The organism is Terrabacter sp. Ter38 (assembly GCF_024519435.1).
Taxonomy (GTDB): Bacteria; Actinomycetota; Actinomycetes; order Actinomycetales; family Dermatophilaceae; genus Terrabacter.
The window spans coordinates 701,153-718,584 of the sequence record NZ_JALJRZ010000001.1 but is presented as its reverse complement, the minus strand read 5'-3'; the positions used below and the strand labels follow the sequence as shown (position 1 = coordinate 718,584).

15 protein-coding genes are annotated in these 17,432 nt (G+C 71.1%); 9 read left to right on the top strand and 6 right to left on the bottom strand.

Annotated elements, in window-relative coordinates:
- Nucleotides 1-34: 34 nt before the first annotated feature.
- Nucleotides 35-655 carry a TetR/AcrR family transcriptional regulator gene (locus tag NR112_RS03335; protein ID WP_256792547.1) on the bottom strand — a complete coding sequence of 207 codons (621 nt, stop codon included), beginning with the start codon at nt 653-655 and terminating at the stop codon, nt 35-37.
- Between the two features lie 57 nt (nt 656-712).
- Here NR112_RS03335 and NR112_RS03330 point away from each other — a divergent pair, with 57 nt between their 5' ends.
- The 4 genes from NR112_RS03330 to ilvD all read left to right on the top strand — a co-directional run bounded on the left by NR112_RS03330 (nt 713) and on the right by ilvD (nt 5,947).
- Nucleotides 713-1,525 (top strand): hypothetical protein, encoded by an 813-nt coding sequence (locus NR112_RS03330; RefSeq protein ID WP_256792546.1) that lies wholly within the window; start codon nt 713-715, stop codon nt 1,523-1,525.
- Nucleotides 1,522-3,585 (top strand): YhgE/Pip family protein, encoded by a 2,064-nt coding sequence (locus NR112_RS03325; RefSeq protein ID WP_256792545.1) that lies wholly within the window; start codon nt 1,522-1,524, stop codon nt 3,583-3,585. The genes NR112_RS03330 and NR112_RS03325 overlap by 4 nt, the downstream gene beginning before the upstream one ends.
- A gap of 46 nt (nt 3,586-3,631) precedes the next feature.
- Entirely contained in the window at nt 3,632-4,165 is a 534-nt protein-coding gene (locus NR112_RS03320; protein ID WP_256792544.1) for a histidine phosphatase family protein, read from the top strand.
- 81 nt (nt 4,166-4,246) lie between these two features.
- Nucleotides 4,247-5,947, top strand: coding sequence for a dihydroxy-acid dehydratase (gene ilvD, locus NR112_RS03315; protein ID WP_256792543.1), 1,701 nt, complete (start codon nt 4,247-4,249; stop codon nt 5,945-5,947).
- A 92-nt stretch (nt 5,948-6,039) separates the two neighbouring features.
- Here ilvD and NR112_RS03310 read toward each other — a convergent pair whose 3' ends face one another.
- Nucleotides 6,040-6,876: an AraC family transcriptional regulator gene (locus tag NR112_RS03310; RefSeq protein ID WP_256792542.1), complete on the bottom strand. Its 837-nt coding sequence runs from the start codon at nt 6,874-6,876 to the stop codon at nt 6,040-6,042.
- Between the two features lie 127 nt (nt 6,877-7,003).
- Here NR112_RS03310 and NR112_RS03305 point away from each other — a divergent pair, with 127 nt between their 5' ends.
- Nucleotides 7,004-7,822: a phytanoyl-CoA dioxygenase family protein gene (locus tag NR112_RS03305; RefSeq protein WP_256792541.1), complete on the top strand. Its 819-nt coding sequence runs from the start codon at nt 7,004-7,006 to the stop codon at nt 7,820-7,822.
- A gap of 99 nt (nt 7,823-7,921) precedes the next feature.
- On the opposite strand, the gene NR112_RS03300 is transcribed toward NR112_RS03305, so the two are convergent.
- Both NR112_RS03300 and NR112_RS03295 read right to left on the bottom strand, forming a co-directional pair.
- Nucleotides 7,922-8,344 carry an SRPBCC family protein gene (locus tag NR112_RS03300; RefSeq protein ID WP_256792540.1) on the bottom strand — a complete coding sequence of 141 codons (423 nt, stop codon included), beginning with the start codon at nt 8,342-8,344 and terminating at the stop codon, nt 7,922-7,924.
- A 9-nt stretch (nt 8,345-8,353) separates the two neighbouring features.
- A complete protein-coding gene (locus NR112_RS03295; protein ID WP_256792539.1) occupies nt 8,354-9,304 on the bottom strand; it encodes a GNAT family N-acetyltransferase in 951 nt (316 codons plus the stop codon).
- A 325-nt stretch (nt 9,305-9,629) separates the two neighbouring features.
- On the opposite strand from NR112_RS03295, the gene NR112_RS03290 reads away from it, so the two are divergent.
- The 3 genes from NR112_RS03290 (at nt 9,630) to ilvC (ending at nt 13,124) form a co-directional block, all read left to right on the top strand.
- The gene (locus NR112_RS03290) at nt 9,630-11,489 is read left to right on the top strand and encodes an acetolactate synthase large subunit (RefSeq protein WP_256792538.1); all 1,860 of its coding nucleotides are present in this window, start codon (nt 9,630-9,632) and stop codon (nt 11,487-11,489) included.
- A gap of 2 nt (nt 11,490-11,491) precedes the next feature.
- Complete coding sequence (gene ilvN, locus NR112_RS03285) at nt 11,492-12,004, top strand: acetolactate synthase small subunit (RefSeq protein WP_256792537.1); 513 nt, start codon at nt 11,492-11,494, stop codon at nt 12,002-12,004.
- 91 nt (nt 12,005-12,095) lie between these two features.
- Complete coding sequence (gene ilvC, locus NR112_RS03280; RefSeq protein WP_256792536.1) at nt 12,096-13,124, top strand: ketol-acid reductoisomerase; 1,029 nt, start codon at nt 12,096-12,098, stop codon at nt 13,122-13,124.
- A 90-nt stretch (nt 13,125-13,214) separates the two neighbouring features.
- On the opposite strand, the gene NR112_RS03275 is transcribed toward ilvC, so the two are convergent.
- Nucleotides 13,215-13,979: an SDR family oxidoreductase gene (locus tag NR112_RS03275; RefSeq protein ID WP_256792535.1), complete on the bottom strand. Its 765-nt coding sequence runs from the start codon at nt 13,977-13,979 to the stop codon at nt 13,215-13,217.
- 259 nt (nt 13,980-14,238) lie between these two features.
- Between NR112_RS03275 and serA the strand changes: the two genes are divergently transcribed.
- Nucleotides 14,239-15,822 carry a phosphoglycerate dehydrogenase gene (gene serA, locus NR112_RS03270; RefSeq protein WP_256792534.1) on the top strand — a complete coding sequence of 528 codons (1,584 nt, stop codon included), beginning with the start codon at nt 14,239-14,241 and terminating at the stop codon, nt 15,820-15,822.
- A gap of 10 nt (nt 15,823-15,832) precedes the next feature.
- Here serA and NR112_RS03265 read toward each other — a convergent pair whose 3' ends face one another.
- On the bottom strand, nt 15,833-17,155 hold the full coding sequence (locus tag NR112_RS03265) for an AI-2E family transporter (protein ID WP_256792533.1): 1,323 nt from the start codon (nt 17,153-17,155) through the stop codon (nt 15,833-15,835).
- Between the last annotated feature and the right edge of the window lie 277 nt (nt 17,156-17,432).

Below are 17,432 nucleotides of genomic sequence, written 5' to 3'. Positions count from 1 at the left end.
GGGGCGATCTCGCACGTCCGCCGGGTGCGGAGCGTCAGGCGTCGACGCCGAGGAGGATGGGCAGGACGGTGCGCTCGAGCTCGCCGACCGTGAGCGAGCGCGGTTCCACGAGGCGCTGGGTCATCGACCCCTGGGCGAGTGAGATGGCGGCGCGGACGAAGAGGTCGGTGGGGATCGGGAGCGTCAGCCCCTGGCGCGCCACCGCCTCGTCGACGACGGAGACGAGCTCGTCGCGGACGCGGCGCTGCTGGGCGGCCCAGGCGCGTCGCGCGTCGGCGTCACGGATGGCGTGGAGGGTGAACTCGGTCGTCAGCACGAGCCAGCGCTCGCGGCTGTCGTCCGCGAGCGCCGCGAAGACATCGCGGAGCACCTCGTCGGCGCTCGCGTGCTCGCGCTTGCTCGCGCGCCGGATCCGGTCGACGAGCGCTTCCGAGTGGCGCCGGGAGAGCTCGACGACGAGGTCGTCCTTGGAGGTGAAGTTGGAGTAGAAAGCACCTCGAGTGAAGCCGGCGCGCTCGCAGATGTCCTCGACCGTGGCGCCGTGGAACCCGCGCTCGGCGAAGACCTCGCTCGCCGCCTCGAGGACACGGTCGCGGGTGGCCTGGCGACGCGCGCTGACGCGGGGAGCGCTGGACGGTGCTGTGGCGGACGGCATATGCCAAGGATACAACCTCGAATTGAATACGACCTCGTATCGGCGCATACTCGTCGGGTGACCACTCCCAGCCCAGGACGACCCACCAACACCGACCGGCGCACCGTCGTCGTCGACGATGTCGGCGTCGCCGGCACGCACGAGCCGTTCGTCGAGCACGTGAGCTTTGTGGCTCCGGACGGTGTCGTCACGCTCGTCCCGACCGACCCGGGGATCCCTCAGGTCGCACTCGCCCTCGCCATCGGCGGCCGGGTCGCCCTGCTGCGCGGGCGCGTCAGCATCGGCGGGGTCCCGGAGCGAGCCGAGCTGCAGCTGCGCACGCGGCTCGTCGACGTCGCAGACGTCACGGCCCCCGAGGACTCCTTGACGGTGCGGGCCGTCGTGCAGGAGGAGCTCGCCCTCGCGGAGCGGCCCGCCACCCGCTCAGCCGTCGCCGCGTTCCTGGACGAGCACGATGTCGCCGACCGTGCCGGTGTGCCCTGGGAGCAGCTGCCCGCAGGGGTGCGCACGAGCCTCCTGCTCGAGCTCGGGGCCCTCCACCCCCACGTACGCGTCCTCGTCCTCGCAGGTGCCGAGCGGCACGGCGGAGACCACGGTGTCTGGCTCGAGACTTGTCACGGGCTGGCCCGGGAAGGCTTCGCCGTCATCGTCCTGACGACGGCTGCCCTGGCATCCGCACTGCCGCCTCCCGTCGAGGTCGAGGTCGAGCCCGAGTCGGAGCCCGAGCCGGAGACGGAGCCCGAGCCCGAACCGGAGCCCAAGCCCGAGCCGGAGCCCGAGCCCGAGCCGGAGCCGGAGCCGGAGCCCGAGCCCCAGCCCGATCCGCGACGCACGACAGACACCACCACCTCGAAGGAGCCCTCGGCATGAACCCCGTCCGCCTCGCGGTCGCCGAGCTACGCCGTCTGACCAGCTCGCGCCTGGCCCGGCTGGCCCTTGCCGCTCTCGTGCTCATCCCCACGCTCTACGGCGGCCTCTACCTCTACGCCAACCACGACCCCTACGGCGGCTTCCCGCAGGTGCCGGCCGCCGTCGTGAGCGACGACACCGGCACCACCCTGAGCACGGGCGAGAAGCTCCAGGTCGGTGGTCGGGTCGCCGACCAGCTCGTCGACTCGAAGTCCTTCGACTGGCACCTGGTCTCGCACGAGGAGGCGATGCGCGGTGTCGACGAGGGGACCTACGCCTTCGCCGTCATCCTGCCCCGGACCTTCTCTGCCGACCTGGCCTCGACGGCCGAGTTCACGCCGCGACAGGCCACGATCGTGCTCGAGACCAACGACGCCAACAACTACATGACCTCGACCATCGGCAACCAGGTCATCAAGCAGGTGACGTCGTCGGTCGCGAGCGAGGTGAGCCGGACCGCGGCCAGCAAGCTGCTCCTCGGGTTCAGCGACGTCCACGACCAGCTCGTCAAGGCCGCCGACGGCTCCGACCAGCTGCGGGCCGGTGCGGTCAAGGCCGACGACGGCGCGAAGAAGCTCGCGAGCGGGGCGCGCACCCTCGCGACCGGCCTCGACGACCTCGCCTCGGGGGCCAGGCGCCTCGACACCGGTGTCGGCCAGGCGGCCTCCGGCGCTGACAGCCTCGAGGCGGGCGCCGGCCAGCTCGCCTCGGGCCTGTCCACCCTGCAGTCCCGCACCGCCAACCTGCCGGCCCAGACGGCCCGTCTCGCAGAAGGCGCCGAGCAGGTCGCCGCAGGCAACCGGACCATCGCCTCCTACGGCACCAAGGCCGCGACCGCGTCGACCCAGCTCAAGAGCCGGATCGCCGCCGACCGCTCGAGCTTCCTGTCGGCCCTGCGCGCCCAGGGGCTCACCGACGGCCAGCTCGCCGTCGTCGAGTCGCGGCTGGACGTCATCGACGGCTACGTCGACACGGCCGACGGCACGATCCAGTCGGCCTCCGGCAGCCTGACCACACTCTCCAAGGGCGCTGACCAGGTCGCGACCGGCGCCCGGACGCTCGCCTCGGCCACGCCGGCCCTGACGAGTGGCATCGCCCAGGCCCACTCCGGGGCCGTCCAGGTCCGCGACGGCGCGAGCACGCTCGCCACCGGTCTCGACCAGCTCAAGACCGGCTCGAGCGCGCTCGAGTCCGGCGCGACGAAGGCGGCCACGGGCGCCGACCAGCTCTCGTCGGGTGCGACCTCCCTCGCCTCCGGCCTCGACTCGCTCGTCAAGGGCGCCACCGACCTGCACGCAGGTCTCGTCAAGGGTCGTGACGCCGTTCCCGACCCGTCCGAGGCCCAGCGCAAGGCGATGGCCCAGACGATCGGCAACCCCGTCGGGGTCTCTTCCGACTCCCTCTCGTCAGCAGGCTCCTACGGTGCCGGGCTCGCGCCCTTCTTCATGAGCCTCGCGCTCTGGATCGGCGCCTACGTCCTCTTCCTCTTCGTCCGGCCCCTGTCGACGCGTGCCCTCGCGACGAGCCAGCGATCGGTCCGCACGGCCGTCGGCGGCTGGCTCGCCCCGGCGCTCGTCGGCGTCCTCCAGGCCGCAGCGCTCGTGCTCGTCGTCGGGAGGGGCGTCGACATCCGGATCGCGCACCCGGTGCTCGCCTTCCTCTTCCTCGTCCTCGTGTCCATGACGTTCGTCGCGATCCTGCACGCGCTCGCCGCACGGCTCGGCGCCGTCGGGAAGTTCCTCGGCCTCGTTCTCATGGTCGTCCAGCTCGTCAGCGCGGGTGGCACGTTCCCCTGGCAGACGTTGCCCGCGCCGCTCCAGGCCATCCACCACGTCGTGCCGATGACGTACGCGATCGACGGGCTCCGTCGGCTCATGTACGGCGCCGACCTCGGTCCGGTGCTGGGGAGCATCGGGGTGCTCGCGGCATACCTCGTCGGTGCCCTCGCCGTGTCGACCGTCGCGGCCCGGCGCTCGCGGATGTGGACCCCGTCGCGGATCAAGCCCGAGCTGAGCCTCTGAGCGGTCCGGGCTGACAACACGGCCGGTCCGGAGCATGCTCGGAGTCATGAGCAGCGCCTCGAGAGAGAAGACCCTCATCCTGATGCGACACGGCAAGGCCGAGGAGGGGCCCGGCAAGGTCGACCACGACCGCGAGCTCGCGGCCCGTGGTCGACGGGACGCCAAGGCGGCGGGCAAGTGGCTCCATGCCGAAGGCCTCGTGCCCGACCTCGTCATCTGCTCGACCGCACAGCGCACCCGACAGACGTGGGAGGAGGCGTGCCGCGGCGGCGCGCACACGGAGTTCGTCGAGTTCCGGCGCAGCGTCTACCTCGGCGGCTCCGAGCAGACGCTCGAGACGGTGCGCGAGGACGCCGGTGACACCTCGACCGTCCTCGTCGTCGGTCACAACCCGACGATGGCCCAGCTGACGAGCCTGCTCACCGACGGCGAGGGCTCGCGCGAGGCGCACGAAGCCCTCGGGGAGGGCTTCGTCACGAGCGGTCTCGCGGTCCTGCGCTACGCGGGGGACTGGGCCGACCTCGACCTCGGCTCGTGCGAGCTCACGCGCTTCCACGTCAGCCGGGGCCGCGAGGACTGACGGCTGCCGGGCCCATCCACGCACGCGCTCAGGCCGTGAGATGCGGTGTCCAACCAGCGGACACGGTTCTATGCTGCTCGCATGACGCAGACGCCTGACATCAAGCCCCGCAGCCGCGACGTCACCGACGGTCTCGAGAAGACCGCGGCGCGGGGGATGCTCAGGGCCGTGGGTCTCGGCGACGACGACTGGGTCAAGCCGCAGATCGGCGTCGCGAGCTCGTGGAACGAGATCACGCCCTGCAACCTGTCGCTCGACCGGCTGGCCAAGGCGGTCAAGGACGGCGTGCACGCCGGCGGGGGCTACCCGCTCGAGTTCGGCACGATCTCCGTCTCCGACGGCATCTCGATGGGCCACGAGGGCATGCACTTCAGCCTCGTCTCCCGCGAGATCATCGCCGACTCCGTCGAGACGGTGATGAACGCCGAGCGCCTCGACGGGTCAGTGCTGCTCGCGGGTTGCGACAAGTCGCTCCCCGGCATGCTCATGGCTGCCGCCCGTCTCGACCTCGCGTCGGTCTTCCTCTACGCCGGCACGATCCTGCCCGGCATCGCCAAGCTGTCCGACGGCACCGAGAAAGAGGTCACGATCATCGACGCCTTCGAGGCGGTCGGTGCGTGCGCCGCCGGCAAGATGTCGCTGGAGGACGTCGACGCCATCGAGCGGGCCATCTGCCCGGGGGAGGGCGCCTGCGGCGGTTTCTACACGGCCAACACGATGGCCGCTGTGGCCGAGGCCATCGGCATGTCCATCCCCGGCTCGGCCGCACCGCCCGCCACCGACCGGCGCCGCGACATGTACGCCCGCAAGTCGGGCGAGGCCGTCGTCGAGCTGCTCCGCAAGGGGATCACAGCCCGCGACATCATGACGAAGCCGGCCTTCGAGAACGCCATCGCCGTCGTCATGGCCTTCGGCGGGTCGACGAACGCCGTCCTCCACCTGCTCGCCATCGCCCACGAGGCCGAGGTGGACCTGACGATCGAGGACTTCCGCCGCATCGGCGCGAAGGTGCCGCACCTGGCAGACGTCAAGCCCTTCGGCAGCTTCGTCATGAAGGACATCGACCACATCGGCGGCATCCCCGTCGTCATGAAGACGCTCCTCGAGGCCGGACTGCTCGACGGCGACTGCCTCACGGTGACGGGCAAGACGATGGCCGAGAACCTCGACGACATCAACCCGCCGCACATCGACGGCCGCGTCATCCGTGCGATGGCGACGCCGATCCACAAGACCGGCGGCCTGACGATCCTCACCGGCTCGCTGGCTCCCGAGGGTGCCGTCGTGAAGTCGGCCGGCTTCGACGAGTCCGTCTTCGAGGGGACCGCCCGCGTCTTCGACGGCGAGCGCGCCGCGATGGATGCCGTCGAGCAGGGCTCGCTCAGGAAGAACGACGTCGTCGTCATCCGTTACGAGGGCCCCAAGGGAGGCCCCGGCATGCGCGAGATGCTCGCCGTCACCGGCGCCATCAAGGGCGCCGGCCTGGGCAAGGACGTCCTCCTGCTCACCGACGGCCGCTTCTCCGGCGGCACGACCGGCCTCTGCGTCGGCCACGTCGCCCCCGAAGCCGTCGACGACGGGCCCATCGCCTTCGTGCACGACGGCGACACCATCCGCCTCGACGTCGCGAACGGCACGCTCGACGTCCTCGTCGACGACGCGGAGATGGAGCGCCGCCGCACCGCGGGAGTCACGCACCCCGAGCCGAAGTACCAGCGCGGCGTGCTCGCGAAGTACCGCAAGCTCGTCGGCAGCGCCAGCCGCGGCGCTGTCTGCGGCTGACCTGAGGTTCGAGGTGATGGCGACGCCCGAGTGGGTGTCGCCATCACCTCGACCCAGGGTGGGCGGTCGATGGCGTATGCGGGGTGGCCCGGTCAGCGAGCGGCGTCACGGAAGGCGCGGGGCGTGGTCCCGGTGTGCTCGCGGAACCGGCGGATGAGGTGCCGCTCGTCGCTGAACCCGGTTGCCGCCGCGATGTCCCGGACACCCAGCCCGGTGTGCACGAGCAGGTCGGTCGCGGCCTCGAGCCGTCGTGAGGCGCGGTGGGCGTAGGGGCTCGTGCCGGTCTCGGACCGGAACCGGCGGCGCCACGTCTCGTAGGCCATCCCGACGTCGGCGGCCACGGACGGGAGGTCCAACGGCTCGGCGAGGTCGCGGTCGAGCAGCTCGAGGGAGCGATCGAGCCAGCCGAGCCTCGCAGGTCCGCGAGGATCTCTGGCCGAACCTGCGGTCGTGATCGCCTCGAGCAGGGCCGTGAGCAGGTCGAGGGCCTCGGCGTCCCGGCCGGCGACCGTCGTGGGGCGGGTCCGCTCGGCGAAGGCCGCGAACCGGTGGCGCCACCGGGCGACCGGCAGACCGTGCACGAGGGGGTGGTCGGGCGTGAGCGCCCCACGTCGTCGGGCCAGCTCGAACGCCACCCCGTCGAAGACGACGAAGACCTCGTCCCAGCCGCCGCGGTCGGCGCCGTACCAGTGCGGGTGCCCGGGGTGCACCACGACGAGGGAGCCCGGGCCCAGGGCGTCGTCGGTCCGCGCGTCCCGGTAGCGGCCCGTGCCCGCGGTGACGAAGGTCAGGCCCCACGTCGGGTGACGCCGCGTCGTGCCCACGGGTAGACCGCTGCCGCCGGTGATGCGTCCGGCCACGAGCACCTCCCCGAGCCGGCCCGACGGCACGCGGCGAGCGCCGTCGCCGTGCGCCGCCCGCTCGTCCATAGGGACATCGAACCAGATCGTTCCCCTCTGACCATGACGTTCCGGGTCACGCCTGAGATCGACTGGTGTCCTTGGACCTGCGACGACCGCTCGGGTCGTTCACGATCCACGGAGGACGAGCCACCAGATGCCCACCGGCCTGCTGCCCGCGCTCACCACGGCATACCCCATCTCTGACGACGACGTCGCGGCCTACCGCTCGAACGGCCACGTCCGCGTGGCCCAGCTGCTCACGCACGAGGAGGTGGCGGCGTACCGCGTGCCCGTCGCAGCGGCCGTCGAGCGCCTCAGCACCGAGACCCGGCCCCTCGCCGAGCGCGACAGCTACGGCATGGCGTTCCTCCAGGTGATGAACCTCTGGCAGCACGACGAGGACGTGGCGCGCTTCGTCATGGCAGCCCGCTTCGCCGGGGTGGCGGCCCGCCTGCTCGGCGTCCCGAAGGTGCGGCTCTACCACGACCAGGCGCTCTTCAAGGAGCCCGGCGGGGGCTACACCCCGTGGCACCAGGACGCGATGTACTGGCCGTTGGACGGCTCGCGCTGCCTGACGATGTGGATGCCGCTCGTCGACATCACGCCAGCGCACGGCGGGCTCGCCTTCGCCTCCGGCAGCCACGTCGACGGGCCTCTCAGCGACATCGGAATCTCCGACGCGTCGGAGGAGCACTTCGACCGGCTGCTCGCGGAGCGTGGCCTCGTCGTCGACGAACCGGTCGCGATGCGTGCCGGCGACGCGTCCTTCCACTCGGGCTGGACGGTGCACAAGGCGCTCGGCAACTCCTCGGACCGGATGCGCGAGGTCATGACCGTCATCTGGTTCGCCGACGGACTGTCGGTGCTCGAACCGGCGAACTCGGCGCAGGCCAACGACCTGACCTCGTGGCTGCCCGGGCTCGCACCGGGCGACGTCGCGGCGTCACCGGCCAACCCCGTGCTGACCCTCTGACTGAGCAACACACCGAGCAGGTCACGACGCACCGGCATCCGATCCTGGTGCGTTGGGACTTGCTCGGTGTGTTGCGGTGGGAGGGGGTTCGGCGACTCTTCAGCCTCCCGACTCGGCGCGGGCCTTGAGGCCCGCGGCCTCCATCGCCAGGTAGCGCTCGGTCAGTGAGCGGTAGCCGCGACCGACGACCGCGCCGAGCCAGCCGGACTGGGTGATCGAGAGCGTCGCCCGGCACGTGTCGCAGCCCGTCGCCTCGACGGCGTGGCGACCCGTCGTCAACGTGCCGGGCCCGCTCGCCTCCCACGTGAAGTCGTGTCCCTCGGTGAGGCCGGTGACGGTCCAGACCGTCGTCGGGATCCGCGGCTGGTCGATGCGGGCCCGCGACCCGACCCGCAGCCCGTCGTCGAGCAGCGCCACCGACCGCACCGACGCGGTCCACTCGGGCCAGCGCTCGACGTCGCGCATCACGGCCCACACCCGGGCGACCGGGACGTCGATGTCGATGCTCGTGTGCTGCTCCACGACGTCTCCTCAGGCTGGTGCGGCCCCTGGCTCCGGGGCCACGTCGGCCGCCCAGTGCCGCCAGACCGACGTGACCTGCATGCCGACCTTCTCATAGAGACCGAGGGCGCCGGTGCGGGAATCGGTGGACAGCTCGGACCGCTCGCCACCGTGCGCGCGGGCGACCTCGAACGCGTCGACGAGCAGCGCCCGGGCCAGACCCTGGCCCCGCTCGTCGCGGCGCACGGCGAGCTTGTCGACGTAGGCGCAGCCGCTCGACACGACGACGAAGGCCATGCCGACGACGGTGTCGGACGCGTCGGCCATGAGCCGCAGCTGCCACGGCTCGTAGCCGGGGCGTCGCGAGACGGTGGCCGTCCATTCCTCGAAGGTCGATCGCTCGCGTTCGGACCACTCGAGGAAGGCGTCCTCGTTGACCGTCCACGTCGCCCGGAGGTCGTCCTCGTCGCGGGGCTCGCGGATGGCATACCCCTCCGGAACGGGCTGCGGCTCGATCGCCTGCCCGGCCGGTAGCTCGAGCACCCACGACGTCCAGAGGGTGCGGTAGCCGAGGGCCGAGAGGAGACGCTCGCCGGCCGAGTCGCCGGGCACCGGCTGGCCGACGATGGCGCCGCCGTCACGCGCGCCGACGGCTCGGGTCCAGCGCGAGAGGGCCGTCCCGAGGCCCAGCCCGCGGTGGGTCGGTGCGACGGCCGCGTCGGCCCAGCGACCCTTGTAGACCTCCGCGTACGCGACGAGCCGGTCGCCGTCGAGCACGCCGACCGACTGCGTGGCGAGGTCGAAGGCGGGGCGCTGCCAGTCGCCGACGATGTCGGCCTCCTCGATGAGGACCTCGCCGACGTCGTGCAGCTCGCAGGCGGCCATGAGCGCGGTGACGGCCGCCGCGTCGTCCCGCGTCAGCGGTCGCTCGGCGAGGTGGGCCGCCGGGGGCGGCAGCTGGAGGGGCATGGCGCTCGTCATGTCGGCCAGTGTCCCGAGCGGTTCCCGCCGGCGACAACCGACTTTCGCGGACCCGGGGAGGCGACGAGGTGACGCCCATCGGCGTGACAGTGGGTGAGATCACGAGGTCACATGCTGAGACGCCCGATAGGGTCGATTGACACCGCTGGGGCTTGGTAGGACGGTTGTCACGTGGCCCGACTCCTCGTACTTCCCTAGCGCGCCGACCAGCTCGAACGGTCAGCGCGCCCCCTTCCGTCCCACCGCGGGACCGAAGGGTTTTTTTGTGGCTGGAGTCAGCCCGAACCGGCATCACCACGCAGTGCTCGAGACAAAGGAAGAGATCGTGAGCGACACGACGAAGCAGGCGCCCTCGCCCGCCGACGTGGCCTCCCTGGCCCGTCCCCGACCCGCGGCGGAGGCCAAGCCCGTCGGGCCCGTCACGCCGGCCCGTGAGGTCACCGGGGCACAGGCGCTCGTACTCTCCCTCGAGGCCATCGGCTGCGACACCGTCTTCGGCATCCCCGGCGGCGCGATCCTGCCCGCCTACGACCCGATGCTCGACTCCAAGAAGGTCCGTCACATCCTCGTGCGCCACGAACAGGGTGCCGGCCACGCGGCCGAGGGGTATGCGTCGGCGACCGGCAAGGTCGGCGTCTGCATGGCGACGTCGGGCCCCGGCGCGACGAACCTCGTGACGCCCCTCGCCGACGCCCACATGGACTCCGTGCCCGTCGTCGCGATCACCGGTCAGGTCGCGAGCTGCGCCATCGGCACGGACGCCTTCCAGGAGGCCGACATCCGCGGCATCACCATGCCGATCACGAAGCACAACTACCTCGTGACCGACCCGGCGAGGATCCCGCAGGCCATCGCCGAGGCGTTCCACATCGCGAGCACCGGCCGCCCGGGTCCCGTCCTCGTCGACATCAGCAAGGACGCGCTCCAGGCGACGACGACCTTCAGCTGGCCGCCGCAGATCGACCTGCCCGGCTACCGCCCGGTGCTGCGCCCGCACGGCAAGCAGATCCGCGAGGCCTCCCGCCTCATGGCCGCGGCCAAGCGGCCCGTCCTCTACGTCGGCGGTGGGGTCGTCCGGGCCCGCGCGAGCGAGGCCCTGCGCCGCCTCGTCGAGCTCACGGGCATCCCCGTCGTCACGACCCTCATGGCGCGGGGCACGGTGCCCGACAGCGAGCCGCTCAACCTCGGCATGCCCGGCATGCACGGCACGGTCGCCGCGGTGACGGGCCTGCAGAAGTCCGACCTCCTCATCACGCTCGGGGCGCGCTTCGACGACCGCGTCACCGGCCAGCTGTCGACCTTCGCCCCGGACGCCAAGGTGATCCACGCCGACATCGACCCGGCCGAGATCTCCAAGAACCGCATCGCCGACGTGCCGATCGTCGGTGACGTGGGCGAGGTCATCAAGGACCTCATCGAGCAGGTGACGCTCGACCGCGCCACCGCCGACGCCGACCCCGACGCGTGGGACTACGCCGCCTGGCGCGAGCGGGTCGCCGACTGGAAGCAGACGTTCCCGCTCGGCTGGACCGACAGCGAGGACGGCACCCTCTCGCCGCAGTACGTCATCGAGCGCATCGGCGCGCTGACGGGTCCCGACGCGACCTACGTCGCGGGGGTCGGCCAGCACCAGATGTGGGCCGCGCAGTTCGTCAAGTACGAACGCCCGAACGCGTGGATCAACTCCGGTGGCCTTGGCACGATGGGCTTCTCGGTCCCGGCAGCCATGGGCGCCAAGGTCGCCGAGCCCGAGCGCACCGTCTGGGCCATCGACGGCGACGGCTGCTTCCAGATGACCAACCAGGAGCTCGCAACCTGCGTCATCAACAACATCCCGATCAAGGTCGCGATCATCAACAACAGCTCTCTCGGCATGGTGCGGCAGTGGCAGACGCTCTTCTACAACGAGCGCTACTCCAACACGGACCTGCAGCCGATGAGCCAGCGCGTCCCCGACTTCGTCAAGCTCGCCGACGCGTACGGCTGCCTCGGCCTGCGGGCGGAGACTCCCGAGGAGGTCGACGCCGTCATCAAGCAGGCGCTCGAGACCAACGACCGCCCGGTCGTCATCGACTTCATCGTGCACCGCGACGCCATGGTGTGGCCGATGGTGCCGGCCGGCGTCAGCAACGACATGATCCAGGCCGCGCGCCACGAGGCGCCGGTCTGGGAGCGGGAGGACTGAGCATGAGCAAGCACACCCTGTCGGTCCTCGTCGAGGACAAGCCCGGCGTCCTGACCCGCGTCGCGGCGCTCTTCTCCCGACGCGGCTTCAACATCAACTCCCTCGCCGTCGGCCCGACCGAGCTGGCCGACATCTCGCGCATCACGGTCGTCGTCGAGGTCGAGGGAGCGGCCCTCGAGCAGGTGACGAAGCAGCTCAACAAGCTCATCGAGGTGCTCAAGGTCGTCGAGCTCGACCCGCACGCCTCCGTGCAGCGCGAGATCCTGCTCGTCAAGGTCCGCGCCGACCCGGCGACCCGCAGCCAGGTCATCGACACGATCCAGCTCTTCAAGGCCAAGGTCGTCGACGTGACGACCGACGCGATCGTCATCGAGGCGACCGGTACCTCAGACAAGCTCCGAGCCCTGCTCGACGTCCTCGAGCCGTTCGGCATCAAGGAGCTCGTCCAGTCCGGCATGGTCGCCGTCGGGCGTGGCTCGCGCTCGATCACCGACCGCAGCCTGCGCAGCGCCTGACCGGGGCTGGGCCCGGCCGGCCCACCCACCGCACACCAGACCCACCGCACACCAGACCCACCGCACACAGCAACCGAAGGAGAAGGCCACCATGGCCGAGATGTTCTACGACGACGACGCCGACCTGTCGATCATCCAGGGCAAGAAGGTCGCCGTCATCGGCTACGGCAGCCAGGGCCACGCCCACGCCCTCAACCTTCGCGACTCCGGCGTCGACGTCCGCGTCGGCCTCGCCGAGGGCAGCAAGAGCAAGGCCAAGGCCGAGGCCGAGGGACTGACGGTCACATCGGTGGCTGACGCGGTGAAGGAAGCCGACCTCGTCGTCATCCTCACGCCCGACCAGGTGCAGCGGACGGTCTACGCCAACGACATCCAGCCCAACCTCAAGGGCGGTGCTGCGCTCCTCTTCGGCCACGGCTTCAACATCCGCTTCGGCTACATCAAGCCGGAGGCCGACGCCGACGTGCTCATGGTCGCCCCCAAGGGACCCGGCCACATCGTGCGCCGCGAGTTCGCCGACGGCCGTGGTGTGCCCGTGCTCCTCGCGGTCGAGCAGGACGCGTCGGGCACGGCCTGGGACCTCGCCAAGGCCTACGGCAAGGCGATCGGTGGCCTGCGTGCCGGCGGCATCAAGACGACGTTCACCGAGGAGACCGAGACCGACCTCTTCGGCGAGCAGGCCGTCCTCTGCGGTGGCGCCAGCCAGCTCGTCATGTACGGCTTCGAGACCCTCGTCGAGGCGGGCTACCAGCCCGAGGTCGCCTACTTCGAGTGCCTCCACGAGCTCAAGCTCATCGTCGACCTCATGATCGAGGGCGGCATCGCCAAGCAGCGCTGGTCGGTCTCCGACACCGCCGAGTACGGCGACTACGTCTCGGGTCCGCGCGTCATCGACCCGCACGTCAAGGAGAACATGAAGGCGGTGCTCGGGGACATCCAGAACGGCACCTTCGCCAAGCGCTTCATCGACGACCAGGACGCCGGCGCCCCGGAGTTCAAGCAGCTGCGCGAGAAGGGTGCCCAGCACCCGATCGAGGGCACGGGCCGCGAGCTGCGCAAGCTCATGGCGTGGGTCAAGCAGACCGACTCCGACTACGTCGAGGGCAGTGCCGCTCGCTGACCAGTCCGCACGGCTCGACGGCCGGCGCCCCGTTCGTGGGGGCGCCGGCCGTCCGCGCGTTTCGTCGCGTCGCGCCGCGTCAGCGCCGCGTCAGCGGCCGCTGAGCCGCTGCGGCTGGAGGGCGAGCCAGTCGGCGAAGGTCTGGCCGCCGGTCTGCGCGTCACCGGGGAAGGGGACGTTGCGCCGCTCGGCGAACGCCTTGAGGACCCCGCCGACGGCCGGCAGGCGCACCACTTTCGGCGCGGACGCGCCCCGGTGCGCGCGCAGCAGGCCCGCGAGCTCGCCGACCGTGAGCACGTCGGGACCCGCGACGTCCGTCGCCCTGGCGTATGCCGTGGGGCGCGCTCCCAGCGCGAGGTCGGCGAGGCGTCCGGCGACGTAGTCGGTGTCGACGGACTGGACGGCCATGTCGCCGATGGTCAGGGTGATCGGACCGGTGCTCAGCTTCCGGGCGAAGAACGCTGCGAGGGAATGGAACTGGGTCGCGCGCATCACGGAGGCCACCCCGCCCGCCGCCTCGATGCCCTGCTCGGCGCGCAGCTTGCGGCGGTAGTAGGCCAGGGGGTGCTCGTCGATGCCGACGATCGAGATGTGCACGAGGTGCACGCCGTGCTCGGCAGCCGCGTCGGCCAGCCGGCGCGTCCCGTAGACCGTGACGGTGTCGCCGAGTGACGTCTCGTCGGCGCAGTGGACGACGGCATCGGCGCCCGCCAGGACGGCCTCGAGACCCTCTCCGGTCGCCAGGTCCACGCCGGTCCTCCGGCTCGCCGGCACCGCCTGGTGCCCGCGACCCGTGACCTCCCGGACGACCCGCGACCCGAGGTCTCCGGCACCTCCCGTCACGACGATGCGCATGACCCCACCCTGACGTGCTCGCCCCTCCCTGCGCAACGCCTCGCGCGGTTCGAGGTGACGAAGCCTCCGGCATACGGAATCGGTGTTCCGGGAACTGACCACCCGGGACACCTCTCGGACCCGAGTTCACATTGTGGTTACATCCCGTGATTCCGCGCGAACGACGGCCTAGACTCGCCGACGGCACATCGCGGTGCCGCCGACGGCCCGCGCGCCCCCTGTCGTGCGTAGGGCCCCGCCCGTCCGGAAGGGTTCCTCTGTGACCAAGCCCGTTGTCCTCATCGCCGAAGAGCTGTCGCCCGCCACGATCGAGGCACTGGGACCGGACTTCGAGGTGCGTTCGGTCGACGGGGCCGCCCGCGAGGCGCTGCTCCCGGCGCTCGCCGACGTCGACGCGGTCCTCATCCGCTCGGCCACGAGGATGGACGCCGAGGCCATCGCTGCCGCGAAGCGGCTCAAGGTCATCGCCCGCGCCGGTGTGGGCCTCGACAACGTCGACGTCCAGTCGGCGACGCAGGCCGGGGTCATGGTCGTCAACGCGCCGACGTCCAACATCACGTCCGCCGCCGAGCTCGCCGTGGCCCTGCTCCTTGCGACGGCCCGCAACATCGCGCCGGCCAACCAGGCCCTCAAGGCAGGGGCGTGGAAGCGGAGCACGTTCTCCGGCGTGGAGCTGCTCGACAAGACCGTCGGGGTCGTCGGCCTCGGCCGCATCGGCGCCCTCGTCGCCGAGCGCCTCAAGGGCTTCGGCATGAAGATCCTCGCCTACGACCCCTACGCGTCGCCGGCCAAGGCCGGACAGCTCGGGGCCCAGCTCGTGGGCCTCGACGAGCTGCTCGCCCAGTCCGACTTCATTACCATCCACCTACCCAAGACGCCGGAGACGCTCGGCCTCATCGGGGAGGAGGCCCTCGCGAAGGTCAAGCCCTCGGTCCGCATCGTCAACGCTGCCCGTGGAGGCATCGTCGACGAGGCCGCCCTGGCCCGAGCCATCGCCGAGGGCCGCGTCGCGGGCGCCGGCATCGACGTCTTCGCCACCGAGCCGACCACCGAGTCACCGCTCTTCGAGCACGACTCGGTCGTCGTCACCCCACACCTCGGCGCCTCGACCGAGGAGGCCCAGGAGAAGGCCGGCATCGCCGTCGCCCGGTCGGTGCGTCTCGCGCTCGGTGGCGAGCTCGTCCCGGACGCCGTCAACGTCAGCACCGGCTTCATCGCCGAGGAGGTCCGTCCGGGCATCCCCCTCGTCGAGAAGCTCGGTCGCATCTTCACCGCGGTGTCGGGCAGCGTGCCGGCCCAGCTCGACGTGGAGGTCCGCGGCGAGATCACCGCCCACGACGTCAGCGTGTGGAAGCTCGTCGCGCTCAAGGGACTGTTCACCGACGTCGTCGAGGACGCGGTCACCTACGTCAACGCCCCCGTCCTCGCCGAGCAACGTGGCTGCGTCGTGCGGCTCGTCACCGACCCCGACTCCGGTGACTTCCGCAACGTCACGACGCTGCGCGGCACCCTCGCCGACGGGTCGGTCGTCTCGGTCTCGGGCACACTGACCGGCCCGAAGATGGTCGAGAAGCTCGTCGGTGTCAACGGCTACGACCTCGAGGTCCCGCTCTCGGACCACATGCTCGTCTTCGAGTACTCCGACCGTCCGGGCGTCATCGGCGCGGTCGGCCGGATCCTCGGCGACGCGGGCATCAACATCGGCGGCATGCAGGTCTCACGCCAAGACGACCGCGCCATCGGCGTGCTCAACGTCGACAGTGCCGTGCCCGCAGCCATGGCAGCCGAGCTGTCGGAGGTCATCGAGGCCAAGACCTTCTCGGTCATCGGCCTGCAGGACTGAGCCGGGCCGGTCAGGTCCGCTGGCCGGCGTCCGTCTCGACGCGCTGGGGACTCTCGTCGTCCCGCTCGTCCTCGGTGTCCTCGTCGTCCTCGTCGTCCTCGTCGTCCGTGTCGTCGCCCGGCTCGAGGCCGGCGAGCTCGGGGACGAGCTCGTGCCGCTTGCTGAATGTGTCGACGATGGCGAGGGCGACCGCCGCGATGGGGATCCCGATGAGGGCGCCGATCGGGCCGAAGAGCGCGGCGCCGGCGATGACCGAACCGAGGGCGACGGCCGGGTGCACGTCCATGGTTCGGCGGCTGATGCGCGGCGTGAAGACGTAGTTCTCGAGCTGCTGGTAGACGGTCGCGAACACCGCGATCCACAGGGCGTTGATCGGCTTGTCGAGGAGGGCGAAGAGGGCCGGCAGGGCAACGCCGATGTACGTGCCGATCGTCGGGATGAACTGGCCGACGATGCCGGCGAAGATGCCGAGGGGCAGCCAGAACGGCACGTCGATGAACCAGAAGAAGGCGACGTGGAAGACGGCCGAGAGGGAAGCCAGGAGGAGCTTGGACACGACGTAGCCGCCGGTCTTCTCGACCGAGATCGTCCAGACCGTGATGAAGACGCGCTGGTAGCGCTGGGGGAGCCACGAGCCGATCGTCTGGCGCAGCCGTGGGCTGTCGGCCGAGAAGTAGTAGGCGAAGACGAGGATCGTCAGGGCGTCGAAGAGGAAGGTGATGACGGAGCCGAAGACGCCGATGATGCCGCCGCCGTACTTGCCCGCGAGCTCACCGAGCTTGTCGGGCGTCAGGCTCAGGGCGGTCTGGATCTGCTCGATGTCGAACTGGGTGCCGAAGGTGGAGTTGACCCAGTTGATCGCCGAGGTGATCGCGCCGGGCAGCTGCGACCCGAGCTGGGAGAGCTGCGAGACGAAGACCTGTCCGAAGAGCTCGGCGAGCCCGGCGAAGAGCAGGAGCATCCCGAGCATGGTCATCCCCGTGGCGAGGCCCCGCTTCATGCCGCGCTGGCTCAGCCACAGCACGACCGGCTCCATCGCGATCGACAGCAGCCACGCGAGCAGCAGCAGGAAGAGGAAGCTGCCCATCGCGTGGAAGGCCCACGTCGCCACGGAGAGCAGGACGACGGCGACGACCACCATGACGATGATGCGCCTGGCGTTGCCCGGCGTGATGGCGATCCATCGTGCCTCGTCGTCGAACGGCACCCCCGGGACCGCGTGGCTGGTGTGCCGGGCGCGACTGGCAGCGGCCCGGTGGTTCGGGTGGTCGGCGTGGTGGCGAGCGGTGCCGGTGGAGGGGTCGGCAGGCGCGTCGGGATGGTCGGCGCTCACGCGGCGAGCCTACGGCTCCCAGCGGGGATAGCGGGGGATGCGCGATTCGTGCCGCGGCTCCGGCCCTGACGAATGGCGGACATCGCGTCTCATCCAGTGGAAACCCCCTTTACCCGGGGGTAGCCCGGCGTACCGTGAAATGCATGACGCGGCAGGTCGTACTTATTCCCAGCCGCGGCGAGTCCAGGTAGTCAGCACCTCGCCGCGGAGACCCCGCGCACCCCTCTGCTGACCGGTTCGCCCACCCGGGCTGGAGCCACCTGAGACCACCACACCG

Coding starts and splice junctions, on each gene's coding strand:
- NR112_RS03335 (WP_256792547.1), bottom strand. CDS start 655: ATGCCGTCCGCCACAGCACCGTCCAGCGCTCCCCGCGTCAGCGCGCGT.
- NR112_RS03320 (WP_256792544.1), top strand. CDS start 3,632: ATGAGCAGCGCCTCGAGAGAGAAGACCCTCATCCTGATGCGACACGGC.
- NR112_RS03310 (WP_256792542.1), bottom strand. CDS start 6,876: ATGGACGAGCGGGCGGCGCACGGCGACGGCGCTCGCCGCGTGCCGTCG.
- NR112_RS03295 (WP_256792539.1), bottom strand. CDS start 9,304: ATGACGAGCGCCATGCCCCTCCAGCTGCCGCCCCCGGCGGCCCACCTC.
- NR112_RS03325 (WP_256792545.1), top strand. CDS start 1,522: ATGAACCCCGTCCGCCTCGCGGTCGCCGAGCTACGCCGTCTGACCAGC.
- NR112_RS03275 (WP_256792535.1), bottom strand. CDS start 13,979: ATGCGCATCGTCGTGACGGGAGGTGCCGGAGACCTCGGGTCGCGGGTC.
- ilvN (WP_256792537.1), top strand. CDS start 11,492: ATGAGCAAGCACACCCTGTCGGTCCTCGTCGAGGACAAGCCCGGCGTC.
- ilvC (WP_256792536.1), top strand. CDS start 12,096: ATGGCCGAGATGTTCTACGACGACGACGCCGACCTGTCGATCATCCAG.
- ilvD (WP_256792543.1), top strand. CDS start 4,247: ATGACGCAGACGCCTGACATCAAGCCCCGCAGCCGCGACGTCACCGAC.
- NR112_RS03305 (WP_256792541.1), top strand. CDS start 7,004: ATGCCCACCGGCCTGCTGCCCGCGCTCACCACGGCATACCCCATCTCT.